The sequence below is a fragment of the Exiguobacterium sp. NPDC077395 genome (assembly GCF_050269125.1).
GTDB lineage: Bacteria > Bacillota > Bacilli > Exiguobacteriales > Exiguobacteriaceae > Exiguobacterium > Exiguobacterium aestuarii_A.
The window spans coordinates 242191-266159 of sequence record NZ_JBNNHU010000001.1 but is presented as its reverse complement, the minus strand read 5'-3'; the positions used below and the strand labels follow the sequence as shown (position 1 = coordinate 266159).

General features: G+C 49.2%; 29 protein-coding genes. 3 read left to right on the top strand and 26 right to left on the bottom strand.

The genetic code is table 11. From position 1 onward, the window contains the following. Nucleotides 1–32 precede the first annotated feature (32 nt). The gene (locus ACQKD4_RS01495) at nucleotides 33–794 is read right to left on the bottom strand and encodes an SDR family oxidoreductase (protein WP_427372219.1); all 762 of its coding nucleotides are present in this window, start codon (nucleotides 792–794) and stop codon (nucleotides 33–35) included. Between the two features lie 187 nt (nucleotides 795–981). Between ACQKD4_RS01495 and ACQKD4_RS01490 the strand changes: the two genes are divergently transcribed. Next, entirely contained in the window at nucleotides 982–1488 is a 507-nt protein-coding gene (locus tag ACQKD4_RS01490; RefSeq protein ID WP_427372218.1) for a hypothetical protein, read from the top strand. Between the two features lie 13 nt (nucleotides 1489–1501). Further along, entirely contained in the window at nucleotides 1502–1873 is a 372-nt protein-coding gene (locus ACQKD4_RS01485) for a VOC family protein (protein ID WP_427372217.1), read from the top strand. 41 nt (nucleotides 1874–1914) lie between these two features. Here the strand turns inward: ACQKD4_RS01485 and ACQKD4_RS01480 are convergent, their stop codons facing one another. From ACQKD4_RS01480 to glyA, 22 genes are all read right to left on the bottom strand, one after another. Then, a complete protein-coding gene (locus tag ACQKD4_RS01480) occupies nucleotides 1915–2901 on the bottom strand; it encodes a rod shape-determining protein (RefSeq protein ID WP_074035900.1) in 987 nt (328 codons plus the stop codon). Nucleotides 2902–2982: 81 nt separating this feature from the next. Beyond that, on the bottom strand, nucleotides 2983–4284 hold the full coding sequence (murA, locus tag ACQKD4_RS01475) for a UDP-N-acetylglucosamine 1-carboxyvinyltransferase (RefSeq protein WP_214694514.1): 1302 nt from the start codon (nucleotides 4282–4284) through the stop codon (nucleotides 2983–2985). Nucleotides 4285–4526: 242 nt separating this feature from the next. Beyond that, complete coding sequence (locus ACQKD4_RS01470) at nucleotides 4527–4745, bottom strand: DUF1146 family protein (protein ID WP_074035896.1); 219 nt, start codon at nucleotides 4743–4745, stop codon at nucleotides 4527–4529. A 201-nt stretch (nucleotides 4746–4946) separates the two neighbouring features. Continuing rightward, nucleotides 4947–6137, bottom strand: coding sequence for an EAL and HDOD domain-containing protein (locus tag ACQKD4_RS01465; RefSeq protein WP_427372216.1), 1191 nt, complete (start codon nucleotides 6135–6137; stop codon nucleotides 4947–4949). 150 nt (nucleotides 6138–6287) lie between these two features. Then, nucleotides 6288–6698, bottom strand: coding sequence for a F0F1 ATP synthase subunit epsilon (locus ACQKD4_RS01460; RefSeq protein WP_012727354.1), 411 nt, complete (start codon nucleotides 6696–6698; stop codon nucleotides 6288–6290). A 28-nt stretch (nucleotides 6699–6726) separates the two neighbouring features. Then, on the bottom strand, nucleotides 6727–8145 hold the full coding sequence (atpD, locus tag ACQKD4_RS01455; protein WP_159562971.1) for a F0F1 ATP synthase subunit beta: 1419 nt from the start codon (nucleotides 8143–8145) through the stop codon (nucleotides 6727–6729). Nucleotides 8146–8179: 34 nt separating this feature from the next. Further along, entirely contained in the window at nucleotides 8180–9037 is an 858-nt protein-coding gene (gene atpG, locus ACQKD4_RS01450; RefSeq protein WP_074035890.1) for an ATP synthase F1 subunit gamma, read from the bottom strand. Between the two features lie 36 nt (nucleotides 9038–9073). After that, nucleotides 9074–10582, bottom strand: a complete 1509-nt coding sequence (gene atpA / locus ACQKD4_RS01445) for a F0F1 ATP synthase subunit alpha (RefSeq protein ID WP_078147660.1) — start codon at nucleotides 10580–10582, stop codon at nucleotides 9074–9076. Between the two features lie 18 nt (nucleotides 10583–10600). Further along, nucleotides 10601–11134 (bottom strand): F0F1 ATP synthase subunit delta, encoded by a 534-nt coding sequence (locus ACQKD4_RS01440; RefSeq protein WP_427372215.1) that lies wholly within the window; start codon nucleotides 11132–11134, stop codon nucleotides 10601–10603. Beyond that, a complete protein-coding gene (gene atpF, locus ACQKD4_RS01435; protein ID WP_074035884.1) occupies nucleotides 11134–11661 on the bottom strand; it encodes a F0F1 ATP synthase subunit B in 528 nt (175 codons plus the stop codon). The genes ACQKD4_RS01440 and atpF overlap by 1 nt, the downstream gene beginning before the upstream one ends. 71 nt (nucleotides 11662–11732) lie before the next feature. Beyond that, nucleotides 11733–11954, bottom strand: coding sequence for a F0F1 ATP synthase subunit C (gene atpE, locus ACQKD4_RS01430; protein ID WP_012727360.1), 222 nt, complete (start codon nucleotides 11952–11954; stop codon nucleotides 11733–11735). Nucleotides 11955–12019: 65 nt separating this feature from the next. Beyond that, nucleotides 12020–12757, bottom strand: coding sequence for a F0F1 ATP synthase subunit A (gene atpB, locus ACQKD4_RS01425; RefSeq protein ID WP_074035878.1), 738 nt, complete (start codon nucleotides 12755–12757; stop codon nucleotides 12020–12022). Next, complete coding sequence (locus ACQKD4_RS01420) at nucleotides 12757–13164, bottom strand: ATP synthase subunit I (protein ID WP_074035876.1); 408 nt, start codon at nucleotides 13162–13164, stop codon at nucleotides 12757–12759. Before ACQKD4_RS01420 ends, atpB begins: the two co-directional genes overlap by 1 nt. Continuing rightward, nucleotides 13161–13388, bottom strand: coding sequence for a hypothetical protein (locus tag ACQKD4_RS01415; protein WP_026825087.1), 228 nt, complete (start codon nucleotides 13386–13388; stop codon nucleotides 13161–13163). The genes ACQKD4_RS01420 and ACQKD4_RS01415 overlap by 4 nt, the downstream gene beginning before the upstream one ends. 662 nt (nucleotides 13389–14050) lie before the next feature. Further along, the gene (upp, locus tag ACQKD4_RS01410) at nucleotides 14051–14680 is read right to left on the bottom strand and encodes a uracil phosphoribosyltransferase (RefSeq protein ID WP_074035874.1); all 630 of its coding nucleotides are present in this window, start codon (nucleotides 14678–14680) and stop codon (nucleotides 14051–14053) included. Nucleotides 14681–14783: 103 nt separating this feature from the next. Beyond that, nucleotides 14784–15992 (bottom strand): hypothetical protein, encoded by a 1209-nt coding sequence (locus tag ACQKD4_RS01405; RefSeq protein ID WP_427372214.1) that lies wholly within the window; start codon nucleotides 15990–15992, stop codon nucleotides 14784–14786. A 190-nt stretch (nucleotides 15993–16182) separates the two neighbouring features. Next, complete coding sequence (locus tag ACQKD4_RS01400) at nucleotides 16183–16878, bottom strand: hypothetical protein (protein WP_427372213.1); 696 nt, start codon at nucleotides 16876–16878, stop codon at nucleotides 16183–16185. Nucleotides 16879–16986: 108 nt separating this feature from the next. Then, nucleotides 16987–18222 carry a histidine kinase dimerization/phospho-acceptor domain-containing protein gene (locus ACQKD4_RS01395; protein ID WP_427372212.1) on the bottom strand — a complete coding sequence of 412 codons (1236 nt, stop codon included), beginning with the start codon at nucleotides 18220–18222 and terminating at the stop codon, nucleotides 16987–16989. Between the two features lie 2 nt (nucleotides 18223–18224). Beyond that, nucleotides 18225–18902, bottom strand: coding sequence for a response regulator transcription factor (locus tag ACQKD4_RS01390; protein ID WP_214744568.1), 678 nt, complete (start codon nucleotides 18900–18902; stop codon nucleotides 18225–18227). A 65-nt stretch (nucleotides 18903–18967) separates the two neighbouring features. Further along, complete coding sequence (locus ACQKD4_RS01385; RefSeq protein WP_214744570.1) at nucleotides 18968–19216, bottom strand: hypothetical protein; 249 nt, start codon at nucleotides 19214–19216, stop codon at nucleotides 18968–18970. 99 nt (nucleotides 19217–19315) lie between these two features. Beyond that, nucleotides 19316–20260: a hypothetical protein gene (locus ACQKD4_RS01380; protein WP_427372211.1), complete on the bottom strand. Its 945-nt coding sequence runs from the start codon at nucleotides 20258–20260 to the stop codon at nucleotides 19316–19318. A gap of 4 nt (nucleotides 20261–20264) precedes the next feature. Continuing rightward, nucleotides 20265–21518 (bottom strand): serine hydroxymethyltransferase, encoded by a 1254-nt coding sequence (gene glyA / locus ACQKD4_RS01375; RefSeq protein WP_074035858.1) that lies wholly within the window; start codon nucleotides 21516–21518, stop codon nucleotides 20265–20267. A 128-nt stretch (nucleotides 21519–21646) separates the two neighbouring features. On the opposite strand from glyA, the gene ACQKD4_RS01370 reads away from it, so the two are divergent. Next, a complete protein-coding gene (locus ACQKD4_RS01370) occupies nucleotides 21647–22432 on the top strand; it encodes an alpha/beta hydrolase (protein ID WP_427372210.1) in 786 nt (261 codons plus the stop codon). Nucleotides 22433–22482: 50 nt separating this feature from the next. Here the strand turns inward: ACQKD4_RS01370 and ACQKD4_RS01365 are convergent, their stop codons facing one another. The 3 genes from ACQKD4_RS01365 to ACQKD4_RS01355 are packed head-to-tail and all read right to left on the bottom strand — an operon-like array spanning nucleotide 22483 to nucleotide 23967. Next, nucleotides 22483–23025: a TIGR01440 family protein gene (locus tag ACQKD4_RS01365; RefSeq protein WP_427372209.1), complete on the bottom strand. Its 543-nt coding sequence runs from the start codon at nucleotides 23023–23025 to the stop codon at nucleotides 22483–22485. Further along, nucleotides 23022–23462, bottom strand: coding sequence for a ribose 5-phosphate isomerase B (rpiB, locus tag ACQKD4_RS01360; protein ID WP_214694546.1), 441 nt, complete (start codon nucleotides 23460–23462; stop codon nucleotides 23022–23024). Before rpiB ends, ACQKD4_RS01365 begins: the two co-directional genes overlap by 4 nt. 4 nt (nucleotides 23463–23466) lie before the next feature. Next, a complete protein-coding gene (locus ACQKD4_RS01355; protein ID WP_214694549.1) occupies nucleotides 23467–23967 on the bottom strand; it encodes a low molecular weight protein arginine phosphatase in 501 nt (166 codons plus the stop codon). Nucleotides 23968–23969: the final 2 nt, after the last annotated feature.

The window sequence follows — 23969 nt, the reverse complement described above, 5'->3', positions numbered from 1 at the left end:
ATCTCGCGCAAAAAGCGAGATGCTTTTGTATATTAACGCCCCGTGAATCCACCATCTACATGAAGATGTTGTCCATTCACCCATGCTCCGTCTCTTCCCATCAAGAAAGCCACGAAACGCGCTGTATCTTCAGGTGTGCCTACCCGATTGTATGGGAACAATGGGAGCAGGTGCTGACGAAGCTCATCATCAATCCATCCCGTGTCTGTCGGGCCTGGATCGAGTGCATTCACGGAAATTCCATACTTCCCTACTCCGTTTGCGAGTGCAGGCGTGATCGCAATCAATGCCCCTTTTGTCGCGATGTACGCTAGGTTATTCGCATCGGCCCCACCCGATACTAAAAACAAAATGCGTCCGTCTTGATATCCTGCTTGCTGATAACGTTCGACAAACGCAAAGGTGAGTCCAAGTGCCCCTTCGTTGTTCACCATATAATGCTGTCTCAGTACATTGGTCGTAAAGTTCTCGGCGTTGACATGTCGCTCATAGGTCGCGTTATGAATCAGCCTGCTCGGTACCCCTAGTTTGGCCTCAATCCGATCAAGTAGTCCAACTTCGTCACCCGATGCTAAATCATACGCCTCATGCTCCACACGGGCTCCTTGTTCGGTCAACTCTTGAACGAATCGATTGATGAAGCCTCTCTCTTCCCCGACTCCTTCGGTCGCGTCAAACGGACTCCAGTGCGTCAAATACAAGTCATGCCCCTCATGTGCGAGTTTTCGTGCGATGGCAGCCCCAATGCCTTGATTGCGACTGACTCCGGTAATGAGTGTAAGTGGTTTGTTCATCATGTCCTCCGATTCGATTTTTTATGTTGTTCAGTCATTTAGTGAATCGGTGCCATCATGATTCCCCTCTCATTACTTAATGATTTCATTATATACAATTTCACCCATAAATAACCTATATATTTGTAGTCCCTTCAGATATGATGAATGTATATGATTCATCACATCGGTATTTGGAGGCGCTTATATGAAAAAGTTAATCATGACGACATTCTGTACACTGACCATCATTGCTGTCTTCTATGCCGCTTGGACAGATGAATCGTTTGTCACCCTTACCCAATCCGTCGACGTAGATCAAAACGAATTGGAGCGTTACTTGACGGCTGAAGTCATGTCCCCTAATTTCGGTGGGGACGTTTACGCGAGTTATCATATTCTCGGGACGAGTACGACTCGACAGGAAGTGTATGTATGGGCGCTTCTTCAAGAGTATTACCCAAATCATCAACAACTCGAACGGGGGACAGGGATGTCTGTCCCAATCGTCTTACGCATCGACCAATCCACAGGGGTCTCACGAATAGTCGATCATACGTTACCACGCGACGGTTCCTATTATCCTAGCGATTTACACACCTTATTCCCGTTACGTATTTCTATCGGCATCATGTATTATCCAACAGAGCTTGTCAACCGCCTGCATCAACAACTTGAACATAAGTTACCGCTCCCCGTATCTACTACATACTGAAAGGATGAATCCCATGAGCCTCATTCAACAAATCAAACAAATCTACATACCTGTCAAAGAGTTAAACCGTGCCGTTCAATTCTATCGAGATACGCTTGAAATCCCTTTTCTCTTTCAAGCAGGAGAGCTAGCGTTCTTCAACTGCGGAGGTGTGAGACTTATGCTGTCCCCTCCTGAAAATGGGGACTTTGCAAAAGCTAGTCCGATCCTCTACCTAAGTGTCGCGTCCATTGATCATGCTTATTCGCAGTTCCAAACTCGAGGGGTGACTTTCATCGATGAACCTCATCTCGTGGCAAAAATGGATAAGACAGAAACATGGATGAGTTTCTTTAGAGACTCTGAAGACAACGTGTTGGCCCTTCTAGCCGAAAAACCAATCTAACCTACATAAAAACAGGCGACCGCGCACGGTCGCCTGTTTGTTTATTTCAATCGATCTAAGTTTTCGAGCATGATCCCCGTACCGTGCGCGACACTGAGCGTCGGCTCTTCAGCCATCATGACTGGGAGCATGACACGCTCGGCCACGAGTTGGTCGAGACCGTGAAGGAGTGATCCCCCACCTGTCATGATGATGCCACGGTCGATGATGTCAGCGGCAAGCTCCGGTGGTGTCTGTTCAAGGACACGCTTCGTCGCTTCGACGATTTCGTTCGCTGACTCGGCCATCGCTTCACGGAGTTCTTCCGACGTGATCGTCACTGTACGTGGCAATCCACGTACCATGTCACGTCCGCGAATGTCCATCGACTCGTTACGTCCACCTGGGAACACCGTCGCAATTTCTTTCTTGATTTGCTCGGCTGTCCGTTCCCCGATGATGAGTTTATGCTTCTCTTTGATCGCACGGAGAATGTCCGTATCGAAACGGTCCCCTGCAATCTTGATTGTTTCACCGCAGACGATATCACCCATCGAGAGGATGGCGACATCTGTCGTCCCCCCACCGATGTCGATGATCATGTGACCGACCGGCTTCCAGATGTCCATGCCCGAACCAACAGCTGCCGCCTTAGGTTCTACGGCGAGGAAGACTTCTTTCGCCCCTGCTTTTTCAGCAGCCTCACGAATTGCTTTCGCTTCGACTGGCGTCACGTTCGCAGGTGTACAAATCAACATGCGAATGCCTCCGAAGAAACCTCGGACTTGAATTTTCTCGATGAAGTGACGGAGCATTTCTTCTGTGGTGGCGAAATCGGCGATGACTCCATCACGAAGAGGACGGATCGCCACGATATCACCAGGTGTACGACCAACCATCTCATACGCTTCTGAACCGACTGCTAGCACTTTCCCTGTAGAGCGTTTCATCGCAACGACTGAAGGCTCGTCTAAGACGATTCCTTTCCCTTTTACGTGAATGACAACGTTTGCTGTCCCTAAATCAATCCCGATATCTTTTGAAAACATGATGTATAGGTTCCTCCGTTCATTTCTTCATTGAAAAGAGCGAGAAGAGTCTCTCCTCGCTCTCGAATTCGTGCTCGTTTCTTAGTTCTGAACCATTTCACTCGTAACTTCGACAGTTCCTTGGATGCGCTCGATGTCGGCACCGAGTGCTTGAAGTTTTTTGTGGAAGTCTACGTATCCACGGTCGATATGATATAAATCACCAACGCGTGTCTCTTCTTCTGCGATGAGACCCGCTAGAATAAGTGCTGCTCCGGCACGAAGGTCAGTTGCGACGACCTCCGCTCCTTGAAGATGAACGCCACCTTTGACGATTGCTGAACGTCCTTCAATCTTAATGTCCGCATTCATGCGACGGAATTCTTCCACGTGCATGAAGCGATTCTCAAACACGGTTTCTGTAATCACGGATGTGCCGCCTGCTTTCAAGACGAGGGCCATCATTTGTGATTGCATGTCTGTCGGGAATCCAGGGTGTGGCATCGTCTTCACATCCACCGGCTTCAACTGATCCGGCGCTGAGACGCGCATGCCTTCCGCTGTATCTTCGAAGTGTACACCCATCTCTTCCATTTTTGAAATGAGTGGACGAAGGTGTTCACGCTCTGCACCGATGACTTCGATGTCACTTCCTGTAATCGCACCTGCGACGAGGAATGTCCCTGCTTCGATACGGTCAGGAATGATCGAGTGTTCTGCACCGCGGAGTGTTTCCACACCTTCGATGCGAATCGTTTCTGTACCTGCGCCACGTACGTGTGCGCCCATTCCGTTCAAGAAGTTCGCAAGGTCCACGATTTCAGGCTCTTTTGCAACGTTCTCGATGATCGTCGTGCCTTCTGCAAGCACAGCAGCCATCATGATGTTCTCCGTCGCACCAACAGATGGGAAGTCCAAGTAGATTTTCGCGCCTTGGAGACGACCTTCTACAGAAGCTTCCACGAATCCGTTGCCGATGACCGTCTTCGCACCCATCGCTTCGAATCCTTTTAAGTGGAGGTCAATTGGACGTGAGCCAATTGAGCAACCGCCCGGCATTGCGACACGCGCGTGACCGAGACGAGCTAAAAGAGGTCCCATGACGAGGATTGAAGCACGCATCTTCCGAACGTACTCAAGCGGTGCTTCATCTTTGATGTTGCCCGACGCATCGACAGTTACTTCATTCTTCTCTTCATTGAACGACACCTCTGCACCGAGGTGACGAAGTACTTTATTAATCGTGTACACGTCAGCAAGACGTGGTACGTTTTGTAAAATTGACTTTCCTTCGCTAGCTAACAGAGTGGCAACCAATGTTTTGAGTACAGCGTTCTTAGCTCCCTCAACGCGCACAGTACCTGACAGTTTACGTCCTCCACGGACTACAATCAAATCCTTCATATCTCTCTTTGTCCTCCAACTTCATTGTTTTTTTATATAGTGCGTCGATATCCGATTTCGGATGTGATGATGTCGATTATTAGAATGGTTTGTAAAACGTGATCGATTCTTCATTCGTAAATAAAATCGTAATAAATAAGTTCAAGCTGAATGAAAAAACATCATGTCAGACGAATTTATCCTACATGATAAACATATAGGAGTCGTTACAGCAGGATTACAGTTTGTTAAACATTCTGTGGCTACTGTATAGGTGCGAGCTCTTGTGCCAATCGGATATACTCCAAAAAGAACTGAGCAATCAACGAACCGAAGACGACGGCTACGAGAACACGCAACACAGCTGCTTGCGGGCTCCTCACTTGATTAAGCAACTTGTCCCATTTGACGGGTAAGAGTGCCCACCAAGCGACGTAAATCGCTATGACATAAATCGCTAGCGAAAATACGGTATTGATCATCGACGATTCCCCTCTTTTCTAAAATTCGTACCATTTTTAATCATATCATGTCATGTTAGAGAAAAAAAGACACAGTGTCTCAAGCTTCGAGCGGTTTTAGACCATTCGATCAACTCACTTTCTCCACAAGCACACCAAAAGGGACGTCATCCGCAGTAAGGCCTTACTACAGTAATTGACGCCCCTCACATATTTCAAACATTATTCACTCGATTCGTCAAGGCTACGTGACCAGCGGATGGCTTCTACGTAATATTGAGCCCAATCTGAATCTGTGTTATGAATAGGGATTGTCAATCGTTCATAAGCGATGACATCCTCGAGTAACATCCGTAATTCGTTCGGTTCTCCGAGAAGCGCCGCTTTCACAGGAGGCGCTACAGGCAGCTCTGCAATCAACGTCTGCATCGCCTCGTCCAGAATGACGTCTAGCGATGAGAAGATACCCGTGATAAAGGCATCAAAGGAATTGACGCCACTATTTGTATCCTCCGCAATCAATTCCATCATCTTCCCTCGAATGACACTTTGTTTAATCAGTTCCTTCGATTCAGACGTCTGCATCTCGCGAAGTAACATCAAATAGGACCAACGTTTTAATTCATCTAACCCGATTCGGGCAACGGCTTGTTCGATGGACTGGATTGTGCGACGACCTTTTTGATACACCGTATTGACGGAACGAAGCATTTTATACGATAAGTCGACACTCCGTTCGATTTGTGCTGAAATACGACGGAAACTCGGCTCTGGGCGATCCAGTTCTTTCAATACCTCAATGAGCGTGTGACGCAACGGATGAACTTCTGCCCCGTGTATGACGATCGGACGGCTAAAGAAATAGCCTTGGAACATCTTATACCCTAGCCGTTTCGCAATCTCGTACTCTGCCGGTGTCTCGATTTTTTCCGCTAAAAATTCGATCCGATGTCCGAGGGCGTCGATTAACTTTTGTTGCTGTTCCACCGGTGTGGCTTGATAGTCGATTTTAATGATGTCGGCCAAGCCGATCAATGCTCGGTACTTTTCCTCAAACACGAAATCGTCAAGCGCAATCGTGTACCCTTGGCGTCTAAGCGAACGTAGAGACTGCAACACTTTCTCAGTCGGCTCGACGTGCTCGAGTACTTCCACGACGAGGGATTGACGAGGCAACAATGATGGCACCTCCCCTTCAATCAACGTCTGTGGAAAGTTGATAAACGCTCTCGTCCCTTCTGTCAATTCCCGAAAATTAAAGACGAGATAGGCGTTATGAATCACGTCAGCCGTTGCTAACGAATCATCGACGTTCTCAAACATATTGTTTTCGCTGCGGCGATACAACAGTTCGTAGCCGCAAACGCGTAATTTTTGGTCAAAAATCGGTTGTCGCGCAACGTAAACTTTCATTCCCTACTCCCCTTTACGTTCATTCCCACTTATATTATCGGTCATCCACCATCTATTTTTTACTAGTGCCATGATTTAGGAGCACGACAAAAGTCCTATCTTTTCATATAAACACAAAAAAACTCCCACACTTTCGTGTGAGAGTCGTCGTTATTCTTTCATATCGCGAATGCTTAAGCGGTTGATTGCTTTTTTGAGCGCAAGTTCCGCACGACGGAATTCGAGTTCTGAGAGCTTCGTGTCTTGAAGACGACGCTCGGCCCGAACCTTCGCCGCAGAAGCGCGGTCATAGTCAATCTTATCCGCCATTTCGGCTGTTTCAGCTAAGATCGTCACCGTATCGGGACGAACTTCCATGAAACCGCCGCTGATTGCGATCAGCGTGCGTCCACCATCTTCGTGGCGCAGTTTGAGCACTGAGACGTCGAGTGGTGTCACCATCGGGATGTGCTTCGGTAAAATACCGAGCTCACCAGTGACCGATTTGGCGATGACCATTCGTGCGTCCCCTTCAAAAGCTGCACCATCCGGGGTGACGACGTTGACGTGAACAGTATTCATCGTCTAGTTTCCCCCTTCCGCGTAGGTCTTAGACCAACGTCTTCGCTTTTTCGATGACGTCTTCGATTGGACCAACGAGACGGAATGCATCTTCCGGAAGATCATCGTGTTTACCTTCGAGGATCTCTTTGAAGCCGCGTACTGTCTCTTTGACTGGCACGTACGAACCTTTTTGGCCCGTAAACTGCTCAGCCACGTGGAAGTTTTGTGATAAGAAGAACTGAATACGACGTGCACGGTGAACCGTGAGTTTGTCGTCTTCAGACAACTCGTCCATCCCGAGGATTGCGATGATGTCTTGAAGTTCTTTATAGCGCTGAAGCGTCTGTTGAACGTTACGCGCGATTTCGTAGTGCTCTTTCCCTACGATTTCAGGAGAAAGGGCACGTGAAGTCGATGCGAGTGGGTCAACGGCTGGGTAAATCCCCATCTCCGAAAGACGACGCTCAAGGTTTGTTGTTGCATCAAGGTGGGCGAACGTTGTTGCTGGAGCCGGGTCCGTATAGTCATCGGCTGGTACATAAACCGCTTGAATCGAAGTTACCGATCCTTTTGCAGTCGATGTGATTCGCTCTTGAAGCATACCCATTTCTGTCGCAAGTGTCGGCTGGTAACCTACCGCCGATGGCATACGTCCGAGAAGGGCCGATACCTCAGAACCTGCTTGTGTGAAACGGAAGATGTTATCAACGAAGAGAAGAACGTCTTGTCCTTGCTCGTCACGGAAGTATTCTGCCATTGTCAAACCAGTTAAGGCAACACGGAGACGTGCACCAGGTGGTTCGTTCATCTGACCGAAGACCATCGCTGTTTGCTTGATAACGCCTGAGTCCGTCATCTCGTGGAACAAGTCATTTCCTTCACGCGTACGCTCACCGACTCCTGCGAATACAGAAATCCCGCTGTGCTCTTGCGCGATGTTGTTAATGAGTTCCTGGATGAGGACGGTCTTCCCTACACCGGCACCACCGAAGAGGCCGATTTTACCACCTTTGATGTATGGTGCGAGAAGGTCGACGACTTTAATCCCTGTTTCAAGGATTTCAACTTTCGTTGACAATTCGTCAAATGTTGGCGCTTGACGGTGAATCGGTGCACGAAGCACGTCAGCTGCCACTTCTTTATCATCGATCGGGTTACCGAGAACGTTGAAGACACGTCCAAGTGTCATTTCTCCAACTGGTACCGAAATCGGTGATCCTAAGTCAAGTACTTCCATACCGCGGCGAACGCCGTCAGTTGAGTCCATCGCAATCGTACGGACCGTGTCGTCACCAAGGTGAACAGCTACTTCGAGCGTCAAGTCGACACTAACATCGTCTGCTGTCGCTGCCACGTGTGTGACTTTGAGAGCGTTGTAGATGTTCGGTAAGTGGTTGTCGAACTTAACGTCGATAACTGGGCCCATGACTGCGACTACGCGGCCTTTCATGCCGTATTCGTTCATCGTGTTAGCCTCCTACAATCTAGAGAGCGTGCGCTTATTCAAGCGCCGACGCACCTCCGACAATCTCTGTGATTTCTTGTGTGATCGCTGCTTGACGCGCGCGGTTGAATTTGAGCTTGAGTCCGCGAATGAGTTCATCCGCATTGTCTGTCGCACTCGACATCGCCGTCATCCGTGCTGCGTGCTCTGATACTTTCGCATCGAGCAATGCACCGTAGATGAGTCCTTCCGCATAACGTGGGAGGAGCGCCGCTAAGATCGTTTCTTCTTCTGGTTCGTATTCATACATCACATTGGATGCGGACTGTTCGATATCCCCGAGCGGGAGCAATTGTTGAATCTTCACTTCTTGGCTGATGACCGAGATGAACGAGTTGTAGCAAAGCTTCAATTCATCAATCTCGCTCTCGCTGAAGGCACCAACCGTCTGCTTGACGATTTCTGCGACTTCAACAAAAGTTGGTTGGTCGTTTAGCCCTGTCATCGCGCTATACACCGGAATGTTGCGTGACTTGAAGAACTGGACACCGACTTTTCCGATTACGTAAAGACGATACTCATCTGTTGATGTGTGCTTGTCTTTGAGTTCACGGTACACGTCACGCAAGACGCTGGCGTTGTATCCACCTGCGAGTCCGCGGTCTGACGTGATGACGATATAACCAGTCCGTTTGACGGGACGTACTTGAAGCATCGGGTGTGTCGCGCCTGATGTACCACCGGCGATCGACGAGATGACTTCTTGCAACTTGTCCATGTACGGCTTGAAGTTGGCGTTGTTCCCTTGGGCCCGGTTCAACTTCGATGCCGACACCATGTTCATCGCTTTCGTGATTTGCTTCGTGCTTTGGGTCGAGGTGATCCGCATCTGGATCTCACGTAATGATGCCATTTCGATTCACCACCTTAATAGACGCTCGTCACCGGATTAAACCGATGGCGAGAACGTCTTTTTGAATTCCGTAATTGCGTCGACCATTGCCTCGTCTGAAGGAAGGTTTCCTGTCTGACGGATTTCACGGCAGAGGTCTTTACGGTTTTGGTCGAGCCATGCGTTCATTTCTGTTTCGAAACGACGGATGTCTGTGACTGGGATGTCATCGAGATGACCTTTTGTGAGTGCGTAGATGATGATAACTTGCTTGTCTACAGAAAGCGGTGCGTTCAAGTCTTGTTTCAAGACTTCAACCGTACGCTGACCACGGTTCAACTTCGATTGTGTCGCTTTGTCGAGATCTGATCCGAACTGAGCGAACGCTTCGAGCTCACGGTAAGACGCGAGGTCAAGACGAAGTGTACCAGCAACTTTCTTCATCGCTTTCACCTGTGCCGAACCACCAACACGCGATACCGAGAGACCGGCGTTGATCGCTGGGCGTACCCCAGAGAAGAAGAGGTCCGACTGAAGGAAGATCTGACCGTCTGTGATCGAGATAACGTTTGTCGGGATATATGCTGAGATATCCGATGCTTGTGTCTCGATGAACGGAAGTGCTGTCAATGAACCGCCGCCGAGTTCGTCGTTCAACTTCGCTGCACGTTCAAGAAGGCGTGAGTGAAGGTAGAAGACATCCCCTGGGTAGGCTTCGCGGCCTGGAGGACGACGGAGAAGAAGCGAGAGCTCACGGTAAGCTGCCGCTTGTTTCGAGAGGTCATCATAGACGACGAGGACGTGTTGTCCGCGGTCCATGAAGTACTCACCCATCGATACCCCTGCGAATGGTGCGAGGTAAAGAAGTGGTGCCGGCTGTGATGCCGATGCCGAAACGACGATTGTATAGTCGAGTGCGCCGTTTTGACGAAGCGTCTCTACTACGCCACGTACAGTCGATTCTTTCTGACCGATGGCAACGTAGATACAAATCATGTTCTCTTCTTTTTGGTTGATGATCGCATCGATGGCAACAGATGTTTTACCTGTTTGACGGTCACCGATGATGAGCTCACGCTGACCACGACCGATTGGAACGAGGGCGTCAATCGCCTTAATTCCTGTTTGAAGTGGTTCGTGAACCGATTTACGAGCCATAACGCCGTAAGCTTTACGCTCGATTGGGTTATAGTTGTCAGTCACGATTGGTCCAAGACCATCGATTGGTTGTCCGAGCGGGTTCACGACACGTCCGAGGAGTGCCTCACCGACTGGTACTTCCATGATGCGACCTGTACGTTTGACAGAGTCGCCTTCTTTAATGCCTTTGTAATCGCCAAGGATGATAATCCCGACGTTACCTTCTTCTAAGTTTTGCGCCAAGCCCATTACGCCGTTAGAGAACTCTACGAGTTCCCCCGCCATAACGTTATCGAGTCCGTGTGCACGAGCGATACCGTCACCTACTTGAATGACTGTACCTGTCTCGCTGACTTCGATTTCAGAACCGTACGAAGCGATTCGTTCTTTTAGCAGGGCGCTAATTTCTTCAGCTTTGATTGTCATTGAATTCACCCCTATTTCTTACGCATTCAACAATTCACGCTCGAGGCGTGTCAATTTCGTTTCGATCGTATCATCGTACGTCGTGTATCCGACTTGGACACGGAGTCCACCGATGACTTCTTCATCGACGACGTTCTTCAATTGGAGCGTCTTCCCGAGCTTCTGTCCGAAGACGAGTTCGACGTCTTTCAAGTCTGTTGCCGACAACGGGTAGGCGCTTGTGACAATACCCTCTGCAATCCCACGGTAGTCGTTGATGTAGTCGCGGACGTATCGTGGCAAAGCGCGAACCTCTGCCGCACGGTCGTTTTCGACCATGACGAGAAGTGTGTTCACGACAATCGCCGTCATATCACCAAAGCTGTCTTTTAAAAGCTGTGCAAGCTCGCTGTCACTGACTGCAGGATTCGTTAAGAGATCCATGAGTTCAGGAGTCGCGTGGAGCACTTCATCGAGCAGACGCACTTCCGCTTCGACTTGGTCGAGCGTGCCTTGTTCCCGTCCTAAGTCGAAGAGCGCTTTGGCATAGCGTTTTGCTAGTGATGCGTTCATCAGTTCGCACCTTTCGCTTTAGACAGGAAGTCTGTGACGAGGGCACGTTGTTTCGCTTCATCGCCTTTAAGGTCTGATTGAAGGACGTGGCGTGCTGCCGAAAGCGCCTGTGTGACGACTTCCGTTTGAAGGGATTGTTTCGCAAGCTCACGCTCACGCTCAATCGCTTTCTCTGCCTCGATTTTAATTTGTTCAGCTTCCAAACGCGCCTGCTCCACCAAGCGTGCTTGTTCTGCTTCTGCTTGTCGACGGCTTGCGTCGAGCATTTCTTTCGACTCTGTACGTGCTGCACTGAGTGCATCACGTTGTTCGACGACATAGTTTTCCGCATCTTTGCGGCTCTTTTCAGCGAGTTCAATCTCGTTCGCTACATACTCTTCACGCTGTCTCATCATTCCAAGGAGTGGTCCCCAAGCAAATTTCTTCAACAGGGCCAAGAGTACGAGGAATGTGAAAATTGTAAAGATCATATCCAGAATGCGGAGGCCTTCGCCGCCAGCACCAGCTGCAATCATCATCGTATCCATGCATACCCTCCTCTTGACTAAATAAGTGAGGGAGACGTGCTCCCTCTCATGCTATTCTCGTTAACTCGGAATCAAGAGTTGAGGAGAAGGAAACCGACAGCCACACCGATGATCGGGAGGGCCTCAACCAAACCGATACCGATGAACATTGTTTGACGAAGTTCGTTTTTGAGTTCTGGTTGACGTGCTTGTCCTTGTACTGTTCCGTATACGATCAAACCGTTACCGATACCAGCTGCGAGTGCTCCAAGACCGATAACAAGTGCTGTTGCGAGAAGATTAAGTTGTTCCATTGTGTATATTCCTCCTAAAAGTTAAGTAAATAATTTGTTTGTAACGCTTTGGCGAGATGTCCGAATCAATGTTCGGCCGAAGCTTTGTGCCCGATGTACACCATTGCAAGCGTCAGGAAAATGTAGGATTGGATAACCCCGATAAAGATTGAGAAACCTTGCCATAGAATCATTGGGAAGACCGCAAAGATTGCGCCGAGCGGGTTGAGTGCTCCTTCGGCTGTAATCGCGAGTCCCAAGATGATGGTAATCATGATTTCACCGGCAAAAATGTTACCGTATAGACGCAAACCGAGCGTCAACGTGTTCGCAAACTCCTCGATCAATTTGATCGGAAGTAAGAACCAGACTGGTTTTACGAATTCCGCCGAATAGTGCTTGAATCCGTGTAGCTTCACCCCGTAGTAATGCGACATTGCAACGACGAGTGTCGACAACGCCAAGGTTACGTAAGGATCGGCCGTCGGTGAGTTGAACCACAGATAGTGTCCGGAAATGACGTTAAACGGTAGACCCATCAAGTTTGAGAAGAGAATGAACAAAATCAACGTCATCCCAAATCCGATAAAGCGTCCTCCTGTCTTCCAGTCCATCGCACTAGCGATGATTCCACGTACGAACTCCGCGAAGAATTCCATGAAGTTTTGTTTGCCAGTCGGCTTCATAGCCAAACGTCTTGTTCCCCAAATGGCGAATACGAAGACGAGTAACGCTGCTATTAGCACTGTAATGACGTTCGTCCAGCTCCCGTATAACGTATAGTCTCCAAAGTGCAGAGAATATGTGGGAAACTCATGACCCATTAATATTCACCTCTTTTCCTGCTGAGCTGGGCAAGTGTGAACTCGCCAAATTGTATGATGTGGCCGGCGATTAGACCAGTTACCACCGCGATGACGGACACCCGATCTTCGTAAAGAAGACCGACTATCACTGCTAACGCACCAACCGCCATTCTTGAAACGGTCCCGTGCGACTTTGGTCGTCGTCCATGCTCGATGACGTCATACATGCGGATGACGCTTCGATTCTGCATATGTAGAATGATGAGACTTCCGACCCCACCGATGAACAACCCGAGAAATACGGCTTTATACATCGGGATGATGAATGCGCCGATGAGCAAAATCGCAAACCAGACGGTAAACCATTTCGTATAACGCTTCATCAGTTCTTTCTGTGCTTTTCTGTCTGCTTGAATCGTATTCATTCGTCCTCTCCTGTCAATAAACTCCGAAGGGTGAGAACTAGCGCCGTAATCCCGAACACGAGTCCGAGGATAATCGACACATTCCAACCAAACGTGCCCCAAAATTCACGTCTTTCGCCGTATTGTCCGACGAGATAACCGATGACGATCGGTCCAGCAAGTGCTGTTGAAATTTGTGAAGCGAGCGAGGCATAGGATAGGTAACGATTGTCTTTTTTCGCCATCCTGGTCCCCCTTTCACGCATGGTGCGTTTCTCTGTTCTTCACGGATTCACACTCGCGTGACCATCAAAAGTCACACAAGTTCAGAGTAATAGAAATGGCATAAGAAGTCAATGAATTTCACAATTATAAAAGCGCTTTAAATCAAGTCGTATCAATAGTTTTACGCACTTCATAAAGTAAACGATTGATGCACTTTTTAAAGAAAGTGTGAAGAAACGTTGAAATAAAAATGTTGACTTTATAACATTTCACAAACGGAATCAGATGAAGAATAGTTCAGTTATACCCCCACGTTTTGGAAATTTCAATCCGTAAACGTTTACGTTCACAAAGAGTTACGAAACGGCCGTTGACTTCATTTTGAAATCGTTTTCAACGTCCTGTTTCAGTATACCGAGGATGTTTTTGCCATGTCGAGCGATTTTGCCCATTTTTTTGTGAGGAATCTCACCGCTCTTATTGGACGTATTTTCACGCGGCGTCTAAACGAAAGATTGCGGGACTCTATTTAAATAAGAAGAAACGGCATTCAAGTGTCTCGTATTTCGATTTCATCCCGTTCACTTTTGTGTCTAATTTGTGACATCCGAAAATGACAAATATTATTTGAGACGCATCATGAAAAAAAGCGAAAATCGCATCGGCGATTCTCGCTTCATTCTTACTTCGTACCAAACAAACGGTCACCCGCATCCCCAAGTCCAGGAACGATATAACCGTGATCATTTAATTTTTCATCGAGTGCTGCGAGATAAATCTCGACATCCGGATGTTCTGCTTGCACACGCTCTACGCCTTCTGGTGCTGCACAAAGACAAGCCAACTTGATTGACTTCGCTCCGTGTTTTTTAAGAGCCGCGATGGCATCAGCAGCCGAACCGCCCGTTGCGAGCATCGGGTCGACGACGATGAAGTCGCGTTCCGTCACGTCTGTCGGGAGCTTCAAGTAGTATTCGTGTGGCTCAAGTGTTTCCGGATCGCGATAGAGACCGATGTGGCCGACTTTTACGTTCGGCATCATTTTGAGGAACCCATCCACCATACCAAGTCCTGCACGTAAAATAGGGACGATTCCCAATTTCTTGCCGGCAATCATCTTTTGAGTGGAAACAGAGACCGGTGTCTCAATTTCTACATCTGTTAGCGGTAGGCTGCGCGTGATTTCGTATGCCATAAGTGAAGAAACTTCGTCGACGAGTTCACGGAACTGCTTCGTCCCCGTCTCTACTTTTCGCATAATCGTCATTTTGTGCTGAATCAAAGGATGGTCATAAACATGTACTTTTCCCATCTTGCTTCACTCCTCTCTCATTCTCTCTCGAGCATTGTACCCTAACTCTGTTGAGATGGGTAGAGCCAACTTCTATTTTATCAGAGGTCAGACGCCCTGAACGTCAATTGATTTGGAAATAGTCGTTCGCAGGAAGTTCATATGACCGAGACGTCATTTGGTCGATCAAGTAGAGTTCGGTTTCCGCCTTCCACACGTCAAACGACTGTTTCGTCAATTCTCTATATAAGTGTAATTGCCCCATGTTGACGGCATTCGTCGGCTTCTCCCGCATTTGGACGTGAGACAATTCATCAAACAGTTCTTGGGTTTTTGGTCCGTCTAACCAGACCGTATCTCGGCTAGATTCAAAGACAGCGAGTTGCATCTCCTCATCAGTTGGTCGTGACGACATCTTGTTCATGACCGGTCGGCGGACGTGTCCCCAGATTTCAAGGACGGTACCGTATGTTTTCGAGAGCGCGAGTGAAGTCTGTTCAGACACGTTCTCCTCAATCGGTTGTTCCGAGAGGATGATTCGTTTCATCAGTTCTCGATGGTTTCCTTCGAGCGAGAGTTCTTCTTCTTTGGCGTCTACCTTCATGTACGGCGCTTCGTACATGCTCGGAAGAACGAGTTGTCTAAGCGAAGGGGTCTTCCCGACTTGTAGAGCGACTCGATTGTCTGCCCGCCTCGTCAAAAAGACATAGCCTTCGTTTTCTCCACTTTGAAACGGAAACAGTTTTGGTTCGACAATCGGATCAAGCGTACGGCCGTTCCGAATCGTCTCGAACGTCACGTAGATCGCACCCGTGTCCGGCGTCGTGTAGCGGAATGCCGAATCCGCAATCACTGCTTCATGGGTATCGTTCATTTTGAACGTGCTCGTGATTTCTTCGATGTCCTCGACGCGATCAAATTTAATCGTCGAGACGGCCTCCGACTCGACGAACCGTTCCTTGTCGAGTGCTTCAAATTCTGGAATTGGTTCGACCGCAAACGTTCGTTCCATCAATTGATTGCTGTTTGCACAAGTCAGATATCGCTCTTCCCCTGCGGCAAAATACTTTACGTTTTTATAGCCGAGGGCTTCGTAGAGAGGATGATGGAATGTTACTTCCGCCACCTTTGCTCTCCGTTTCGGTAAGACATCGGTCGGACGCTTCTCACAATATGTAAGCATATTTTCTTTCGTTTGTTCGGTTAATGCCACCTCAGGCTCTTGTTCGACTCGATAAGATGACAAAGGACGTAATTCAATCGCGTTCAACGTCTCGGCACCACATCCACTCAACAAGATACAACTGAGTAAGATTCCCCAGTACGTCCGCATTGATGTTCCCCCTCATTCCCAATTAGGTGAAAACCACCTAAATTTTTCTTGTACATCATAACATATAACCTATTTTTGTGATGATTTCAGAATTATTACGTTTCTGATGGCTGAGTAGAAGATGTTGATTGGACATATACCTACAAAAAAGAACCAACCTCTTGAGAGATCAGTTCTTTCGAGTCTTTGATTAATCATTCTCACGTTCATCTTCAGAAGAGTCATCTTGTGATGAATCGTCCTGTGAAGAATCCTCTTGCTCATATTGCTCATCGTCGGATTCATTGTCCACTTCGATGACTGCTTGATTTCGATTCAATTCAAGTTTGACGCGATCCCCAACCCGTGGTGTGTCGTCATCGATTTCAGATCGTGCAGCGAGCGGATACGTCTTTTCTTTTCCATCGATGTTGATGGTGACTTCTTGATCTGTGAGTTTGACGAGTGTGCCAGAAATGTATGCATCGTCATCTCCGCTCTCACGGTCCACTTCTTTCACTTCATCATTTCGATTCAATTCGAGTTTTACTCGGTCACCGACTTGCGGTGTATCGTCGTCAATCTCATGCGTCTGTGCTAAGCGGTACGTTGATTCTTTCCCATTGAAGCTGATCGTGACATCTTCTTTTGTCAGACTGACTAGCGTCCCATATAGTTCATAGTCATCTTCTACACTTGAAGATGATGAGTCGTCGGATGCGTTGACGCTTGAATCCTCTGCTGACGAAGAATCATCTGCTTGGTCTTGTGCTGAGTCGTCACTCGCTTGATTGATGGCTTGCGGGACGATGACCGTGTCCGTCTGATTCCCGCTCACATAAAACCCAATCCCTACAATTGCCATGACGCCAAGTAAAGCTCCGATGATCCAGCCGATGCGTTTCATGTTCATTTCCTCCTCGTTATGTGTTCTTCTTATTTTCATCATAAGCCTCGTGTGTGAGAGAGCATTTAAGACTACATTAGAAGTTGATGAGAAAATGCGAAATGTTCATCATCGAGTGAGGAAAAATACACTGCCGTCAGGATCATTCGGTTCGCTTCCAATCGTCCAGCCGTTCACATCTGCGACTTCCTTCGCAATCGCAAGACCAAGTCCACTGCCGCTCCGGTCTCGTGCCTCATCCAATCGATAAAAGCGGTCGAACAGACGAGCTCTTACTTCATCTGATAAGACAGGTCCCCTGTCGCTCACTTCGATTCGATTGTCTGTCAGGTGAAGGCTTGTCTCTGTTGCATACTTCAAACTATTATCGATCAAGATGACGAGAATGCGTTGTAACGAGTCACGATGGCCATACCAGCTACCGTTCGCATCGATGGGAAGGTGTACACCGTGCGACCGTAAAAATCGTTCTGTTAACATGTCGCCAAGCTCAGCCAAATCAATGTCTTCTCGGTCGACCTCTTCAAGCGCAGCGAAGCGATTTAATTCCAGCATCGGTTCAATCAAGTCGTTTCGCATCTGTCGCGACTCCGTCAAAATATGGTCGATGGCCTCGGCGCGGACACTCTCGTCCTCTTGTCCCCAGCGCTGCAATAATTTCGCGTAGCCTTCGATGACGGTCAGTGGTGTTTTTAGTTCATGTGAAACATCGGCGACGAAACGACGCTGTTGGTCCATCGTCCCTTCGACCCGTTCAATCATATGGTTGAATCCGTTCGAAAGGAGCGTCACTTCGTCCTTCCGGTCATCGACCTCAATCGTTTCTAATTTGCCCGATTCGGTAATCCGTTCCATCGTCTCCGTCAATCGACGTAACGGCGACAGTCCTTGGCGTAAAATCCACCATGTTCCGAGGAACGTCAAGAGGACGGCTAGGAAAAACATGACAAGAAATATCGTCGCCAACGCTTGAATCGTGTCACTCACTGCTCGATCTTGAAACCCGAACGCCAGCCCATCCGTCGTGGCGACGACGAACCAGTCATCGATGAGTGCGGGTTCTCCGTAATTGATGGGAAATGTCGTCCCATCTGGTACTTCTCCACCGATGATTCCCCACTCCCCGTTTTCTTGACGCTCTAGGACGACACTGTCCTTATGAAGGGACAGCACGGCATCGCTGTTCCGGACGTCTTCTTCTAATAAGTTTAACGCTTGTAGTAACACGTCAAAACGTGAATCGACGATCTCTTGCCTCGCGACGAACCATGTCACACCAAACGAGACGAGAAGGAGCAGCAACATGAATCCCGTCATCGCCCAGGCGATTTTTGTACGTAACATGCTCACTCACCACGCTTCAACATATAACCGACACCACGGACGGTTTGAATCCAAGAACCGGTCAGTTTCTTTCGGACATAACGGACATATACGTCCACGACGTTCGTATCACCGAAGTAATCAAATCCCCACACATGTTCGACGAGTTGATCACGGGTCAAGACGCGCTCGGGGTTCTCTAAAAAGAAGACCAACAAATCAAACTCACGCCGCGTCAAATCGATTTTATTTCCCTCGCAATACACTTCATGTCGATTCACATCGACCTTGAGTGTCTCATAGGTCAGGACATGCTCGGAATGGTCCTGCCGAACGAGCTGGCGCATACGCAAAAACGCCCGGATTCGAGCGAGCACTTCTTCGATTTCAAATGGTTTCGTGATGTAGTCATCGGCCCCTAGGTCAAGTCCACTCACTTTGTCATAGCGGTCTCCCCGAGCCGTCACCATGAGAACGGGCAACAGCGGTCGTTCTTCTTTTAATCGACGGACCACCTCGAGTCCGCTCATTTGAGGCAACATGATATCGAGTAAGACGAGGTCGATCTCGTCGGCGACGGCACGCTCTAAACCACTACGCCCATCTGTCGCCACGACGACTTCATATCCTGCGTGCTTCAACTCTAGTTCCAGTAACCGTGCAATCTTCGAATCATCTTCTACGACCAGAATCGTCTGCATCCTGCTCACTCCTTTGAAAAAACGCCGAGCGGACCGCTCGACGTATTGGTATTCATTTCCCGAAATCAATCCTCAAAAAACAGACGGACGCCTTCCGGGATTGCTGATTCCACTTGTCGTTCAAGACGGTCTTCCCATTGGTCCCACGTTGCATCCACTTGCTCGATTTGCTGCTCGATGCCCGTGGCCGCGAGCGACAGTTGCGTGAGGCTTGATTGCCCCGGTGTCGTAAAGAACAAGAAACCGGCAAGTCCGATTCCCATCAGGCCGATTGCCAATAAACTAGTCCCAATCATTTTTAGTAAACGTTTCATTCGTGCATCCCTCCTACTCGCATCATACGAGATGAAAACGAGAAATCGAGGTGGAGTTCATTAAAATTTCATGAGAAAAGGCGCTGCTCGCGCAACACCTCACTCGTCGAGCACGGATTTCGCAATCGGCGCCCAATACGTTCCTTTCATTTCTGACACGGTCGTCAGCGTATCCCGATAAGCAGGATCGTCCGCTTTTTTCTCGGCAATCCCTTTCATCCATAGGACGTCTGCCTTGTACCCAGACTCAGGATAGGAATCGAGATAAGAAGCGTAATCCGCGATTTTCGCTTTTCCTAACTTATTGTCGACAAGAAGTCGATAAAATCCAACCGCCTGCTCTTGACCTGCTTTCGCTTCTCCGTCGAGCAGCTGTTCAGCTTGCTCGTACTGTTTGTCTTGTACGAGCGCTTCGACCTCCGCTAACGGCACGACGTCAGTCGCTTGATCCGGCTTCTCTTCCGCCGAATCACTTGACGTTTCTTCTTGACCTTGTAGCTGTTCATTTTCCTTCTCAAGTCGAGCGACTTCCGCTTCTAGTTCCTTCAAGCGCTCCGCCATCACCTCTTCCTCGGTCACCGTCTCGACGACGACTTGATCGGTCTCGCTTGGTGGGACAATCGGAGGTTCGGTATCTGGCCAAAACACGAGCGCAGCGGCAGCAAGTCCCACGACGAGCGGAAGACCGAGCCATTTCTTATCAAACTTGAAGGCCTGTCGCCACTCGGCTAAATCCGAATGTTGGATGACAGCCGGAGAAAACGAACGAAAGCGGCGCTTGGCCGCTTTTTTCCCGTTCGCCTTCACTTCTAGCGCAAGACCTAGTCGATGGAACGCAGCGGGCACTTTCATCCCGAGGAGCGGTACGATTCGTTCGCTCGCTTCTTCGTAATAGCCATGGTCGAGGAGCGTCGTGATGACCCCGAACTCACTGGCGACAAGACGGAAAGATGGGTCGTGTTCCCCCTTACGAGCCAACCATTCCGTCATATCGAACAATGGGAGTTCGGATAGCTCTCGTTCTGCGAGTGTCCGGATGTCCATTGACTCAGCCTCGTTCTGGGTAAAGTGGGAATTTCGCAGTTAACGTACGCACGTCTTGAAGTGCTTCTGCGAGTACCGACTCATCTTCATGTTGTTTGAGTACACGACCGATTAGGCGTGCCACTTCTTGCATATCGTCCTCTTTGAAGCCACGCGTCGTCATCGCTGCCGTACCGAGACGGATTCCGCTTGTGACGAACGGTGACGCTGGATCGAATGGGATCGTGTTTTTGTTGACCGTGATCCCTGCAGCGTCGAGCGCATGCTCCGCCGCTTTCCCTGTGATGTCGATTCCTTGAAGGTCGACGAGTAAGAGGTGGTTGTCCGTTCCGCCCGATACGATTCGGAGCCCCTCTTCTTCAAGACCAGCCGCAAGTGCCTGTGCATTGGCGATGACTTGACGTTGATACTCTTTGAATTCTGGTTGGAGTGCCTCTCCGAACGCGACTGCTTTCGCTGCGATGACGTGCATGAGCGGTCCACCTTGAATTCCTGGGAAGATGGATTTGTCGATTGCTTTCGCAAACTCTTCTTTACAAAGAATCATACCGCCACGTGGTCCACGAAGTGTCTTGTGCGTCGTCGTCGTGACGAAATCCGCATGCTCGACCGGGTTCGGGTGAAGACCTGCTGCCACGAGTCCAGCAATGTGCGCCATATCGACCATGAGGTACGCATCGACACTGTCCGCAATCTCACGGAACTTCGCGAAGTCGATTGTGCGTGGGTAAGCCGACGCTCCCGCGACAATCAATTTCGGTTTATGTTCTTTCGCAAGCGCTGCGACGACGTCATAGTCGATGTGTTCTGTCTCTTTGTCTACACCGTATTCGACGAAGTTATACTGCACTCCCGAGAAGTTGACCGGGCTACCGTGCGTCAAGTGACCGCCGTGTGATAGGTTCATCCCGAGCACCGTGTCTCCTGCTTCAAGCACTGTGAAATAAACTGCCATGTTCGCTTGTGCACCAGAGTGTGGTTGTACGTTCGCATGTTCTGCACCGAACAATGCTTTCGCACGGTCACGCGCCAAGTTTTCAGCGACGTCGACAAACTCACAGCCACCATAATAACGGCGTCCTGGATATCCTTCGGCATATTTGTTTGTCAATACGCCTCCTTGCGCTTCCATGACCGCTTCTGAAACAAAGTTTTCTGAAGCGATGAGTTCGATGTTGTCGCGTTGACGACCGAGCTCGTGTTGCATTGCCTCAAACAATTCTGCATCCTGCACCTTTAACTTCGTCGTGTTTACCATGTGAAGACCCCCTCTAAATGTCTAAAAATCAACACCCCCATCGTACCACACGCTTGTTTTTTTGGGTATCGCTATAATCTGACGAAAAGTTGGGTATCATTTAGAGAGACTGCAAAGGAGGTCACTTCATGATTGAGACAAAAGAAATCACGATCACACCATTCGAACGTACCCGCACGGTTCGGATCTATACACCTGCCGACTATGAGACATCGGAAAAACGGTATCCCGTTCTCTATATGCATGACGGGCAAAACTGTTTCGCTGACGAGGAGGCGAGCTATAACATGAGCTGGCGCGTCGGTGAATATTTAGACGCCTCGAAACGTGACTTGATCGTCGTCGCTCTCGATAGCGCACCCGGGGAAAAGCGACTCGATGAGTACGGACCGTGGGAAAATCCATACATCGGGGACAGCCTGCTCGGACGCGACATCGTTCTCGGCGGAGAAGGATCGGCATACATCGAATATATCGCCCAAGAACTAAAACCTAAAATCGATGCCGACTACCGGACCATCCCGGAAGAAACGGCGATGATGGGAAGCTCGATGGGTGGACTCATCTCAGTCTACGCAGCGTGTGTATATCCTGAAATCTTTAAGCGCGTTGCTTCCTTATCGTCTGCCTTCTGGTTCAATCAAACCGAACTGGAGCAATTGATTGAGGCGAGTGACTTAAAAGATGTCGAACGTCTCTATTTAGACGTCGGTGCCAAAGAAGTCGAGGAACCGATCGAGAACGGACCGACGAACGAGATGTATCGGGAGTCGAGCGAACGGGTGTACAACCTGTTAAAAGACAAGGTCGAGCACATCCGTTTCGAAGTGATTGAAGAGGGTGTTCATAACGAACTTGCCTGGCGCGAGCGTTTCCCGATGGTCGTGTCGTATTTATTTGGCGAAGAATTATAACCACAAAAAAGCATCGCATTCGGTCGGAAAACCTGAATGCGATGCCTTTTTCATTTGTTTGGATAGTGAGCTCGTGGTCCACCAATCAGTTTTGGTCTCGTGACCGCGAACGTGACGTACGCTTCGCCAAGATGTTTCGACGATAGTCGAACCGGAATAGCCACTGGTTTTAAATGCATCCCGATCAACGTCGAGCCGATATCGATTCCCGCATCCGCTTGAATCGATTCGACGACACATGGTTCCTCGAAGTTCGCATATGCCTTTTCCGACATCGCCCCACCCGCCGAACGGACAGGAACGACCGTCACCTCTGTGAGACCGAACTGCTTGAGCGTCCGTCGTTCCATGGTGAGAGCACGGTTGATATGCTCACACCCTTGGAACGCCAAATGGACACCCGTCTTCTCTTTCAATTCAAGGAAGGCCTCCATCAATTCTTCTGCGACGTCGATGGACCCTGCCTTGCCGATCGTCTTCCCAAGCACTTCACTTGTGGAGCATCCGATGACGAGAATACGCTCATCATGTAACGGGAACCGTTCGTGAAGCTCCGTTAATAATCCGAGAAGTTCCGTCTTCATCGGGCTCACTTCGATTCGTATGCGCTCATCTTGTCGACACGGTTTGAATGGCGACCGCCTTCAAAGTCCGTATCAAGCCACGTCGCCACCAAATCGACCGCAAGGCCAGGTCCAATGACACGCTCGCCCATCGTCATGATGTTCGAGTCGTTATGCTGACGTGTCGCTTTCGCACTGAATGAGTCGTGAACGAGTGCCGCACGAATCCCTTTGACTTTGTTTGCTGCGATTCCGATTCCGATTCCTGTACCGCAAATCAAAATCCCACGATCGAACTCGCCTGCCGCGACAGCTTCTGCAACCGGAATGGCTACGTCTGGGTAGTCAATCGAGTCGGCCGAGTGCGTGCCAAAGTCTTTATACTCATGTCCGAGTTCCTCAAGCAATGCTACGATGTCTCTCTTTAAGTTGAATCCGCCGTGATCGGCGCCAATTGCAATTTTCATTCGTTCATTCCCCCGTCTTCTTTGGTAGGCGTCTCGGTGGTTTCGTCACCTTTGACCCATCATTCGTTAATTTTAGCACAAGTCGATTCACGAGTGGCTCGAGTTCGTTTCGCACTTGGCGATACACATTCATCGAACCGCCGAACGGGTCGTTGATGTCTCGCTCAAGCCCTGTCACGAATTCGTAGAGCGTGTACGTCCGCTCTGCCAAATCCGGGTATGTATCCCGAATTTGTTCGCGGTGCGCACGTGTCATCGTCAAGATGATGTCCGCCCAATTTCCTAACACCTCATCGAACGTCTGGGTGACGTGGTCGAGCTCGATCCCACGTTCTCTGAGAACTTGCAGTGCATTTTCAGAAGCATCGAATCCTTGCATTGTCCGCAGACCGGCTGAGCGAATATCAAACTCGTCCCCAGTCATTTTCGAACGGAGCAAGGCCATCGCCATCGGGCTTCGGCACGTGTTGCCACTACATATGAATAATACGCGTTTCATTGACATCG

Bases quoted from the DNA above. Each gene is read 5' to 3' on its own strand.
- ACQKD4_RS01495 (WP_427372219.1), bottom strand. From the start codon at position 794: ATGAACAAACCACTTACACTCATTACCGGAGTCAGTCGCAATCAAGGC.
- ACQKD4_RS01490 (WP_427372218.1), top strand. From the start codon at position 982: ATGAAAAAGTTAATCATGACGACATTCTGTACACTGACCATCATTGCT.
- ACQKD4_RS01485 (WP_427372217.1), top strand. From the start codon at position 1,502: ATGAGCCTCATTCAACAAATCAAACAAATCTACATACCTGTCAAAGAG.
- ACQKD4_RS01480 (WP_074035900.1), bottom strand. From the start codon at position 2,901: ATGTTTTCAAAAGATATCGGGATTGATTTAGGGACAGCAAACGTTGTC.
- murA (WP_214694514.1), bottom strand. From the start codon at position 4,284: ATGAAGGATTTGATTGTAGTCCGTGGAGGACGTAAACTGTCAGGTACT.
- ACQKD4_RS01470 (WP_074035896.1), bottom strand. From the start codon at position 4,745: ATGATCAATACCGTATTTTCGCTAGCGATTTATGTCATAGCGATTTAC.
- ACQKD4_RS01465 (WP_427372216.1), bottom strand. From the start codon at position 6,137: ATGAAAGTTTACGTTGCGCGACAACCGATTTTTGACCAAAAATTACGC.
- ACQKD4_RS01460 (WP_012727354.1), bottom strand. From the start codon at position 6,698: ATGAATACTGTTCACGTCAACGTCGTCACCCCGGATGGTGCAGCTTTT.
- atpD (WP_159562971.1), bottom strand. From the start codon at position 8,145: ATGAACGAATACGGCATGAAAGGCCGCGTAGTCGCAGTCATGGGCCCA.
- atpG (WP_074035890.1), bottom strand. From the start codon at position 9,037: ATGGCATCATTACGTGAGATCCAGATGCGGATCACCTCGACCCAAAGC.
- atpA (WP_078147660.1), bottom strand. From the start codon at position 10,582: ATGACAATCAAAGCTGAAGAAATTAGCGCCCTGCTAAAAGAACGAATC.
- ACQKD4_RS01440 (WP_427372215.1), bottom strand. From the start codon at position 11,134: ATGAACGCATCACTAGCAAAACGCTATGCCAAAGCGCTCTTCGACTTA.
- atpF (WP_074035884.1), bottom strand. From the start codon at position 11,661: ATGGATACGATGATGATTGCAGCTGGTGCTGGCGGCGAAGGCCTCCGC.
- atpE (WP_012727360.1), bottom strand. From the start codon at position 11,954: ATGGAACAACTTAATCTTCTCGCAACAGCACTTGTTATCGGTCTTGGA.
- atpB (WP_074035878.1), bottom strand. From the start codon at position 12,757: ATGGGTCATGAGTTTCCCACATATTCTCTGCACTTTGGAGACTATACG.
- ACQKD4_RS01420 (WP_074035876.1), bottom strand. From the start codon at position 13,164: ATGAATACGATTCAAGCAGACAGAAAAGCACAGAAAGAACTGATGAAG.
- ACQKD4_RS01415 (WP_026825087.1), bottom strand. From the start codon at position 13,388: ATGGCGAAAAAAGACAATCGTTACCTATCCTATGCCTCGCTCGCTTCA.
- upp (WP_074035874.1), bottom strand. From the start codon at position 14,680: ATGGGAAAAGTACATGTTTATGACCATCCTTTGATTCAGCACAAAATG.
- ACQKD4_RS01405 (WP_427372214.1), bottom strand. From the start codon at position 15,992: ATGCGGACGTACTGGGGAATCTTACTCAGTTGTATCTTGTTGAGTGGA.
- ACQKD4_RS01400 (WP_427372213.1), bottom strand. From the start codon at position 16,878: ATGAAACGCATCGGCTGGATCATCGGAGCTTTACTTGGCGTCATGGCA.
- ACQKD4_RS01395 (WP_427372212.1), bottom strand. From the start codon at position 18,222: ATGTTACGTACAAAAATCGCCTGGGCGATGACGGGATTCATGTTGCTG.
- ACQKD4_RS01390 (WP_214744568.1), bottom strand. From the start codon at position 18,902: ATGCAGACGATTCTGGTCGTAGAAGATGATTCGAAGATTGCACGGTTA.
- ACQKD4_RS01385 (WP_214744570.1), bottom strand. From the start codon at position 19,216: ATGAAACGTTTACTAAAAATGATTGGGACTAGTTTATTGGCAATCGGC.
- ACQKD4_RS01380 (WP_427372211.1), bottom strand. From the start codon at position 20,260: ATGGACATCCGGACACTCGCAGAACGAGAGCTATCCGAACTCCCATTG.
- glyA (WP_074035858.1), bottom strand. From the start codon at position 21,518: ATGGTAAACACGACGAAGTTAAAGGTGCAGGATGCAGAATTGTTTGAG.
- ACQKD4_RS01370 (WP_427372210.1), top strand. From the start codon at position 21,647: ATGATTGAGACAAAAGAAATCACGATCACACCATTCGAACGTACCCGC.
- rpiB (WP_214694546.1), bottom strand. From the start codon at position 23,462: ATGAAAATTGCAATTGGCGCCGATCACGGCGGATTCAACTTAAAGAGA.
- ACQKD4_RS01355 (WP_214694549.1), bottom strand. From the start codon at position 23,967: ATGTCAATGAAACGCGTATTATTCATATGTAGTGGCAACACGTGCCGA.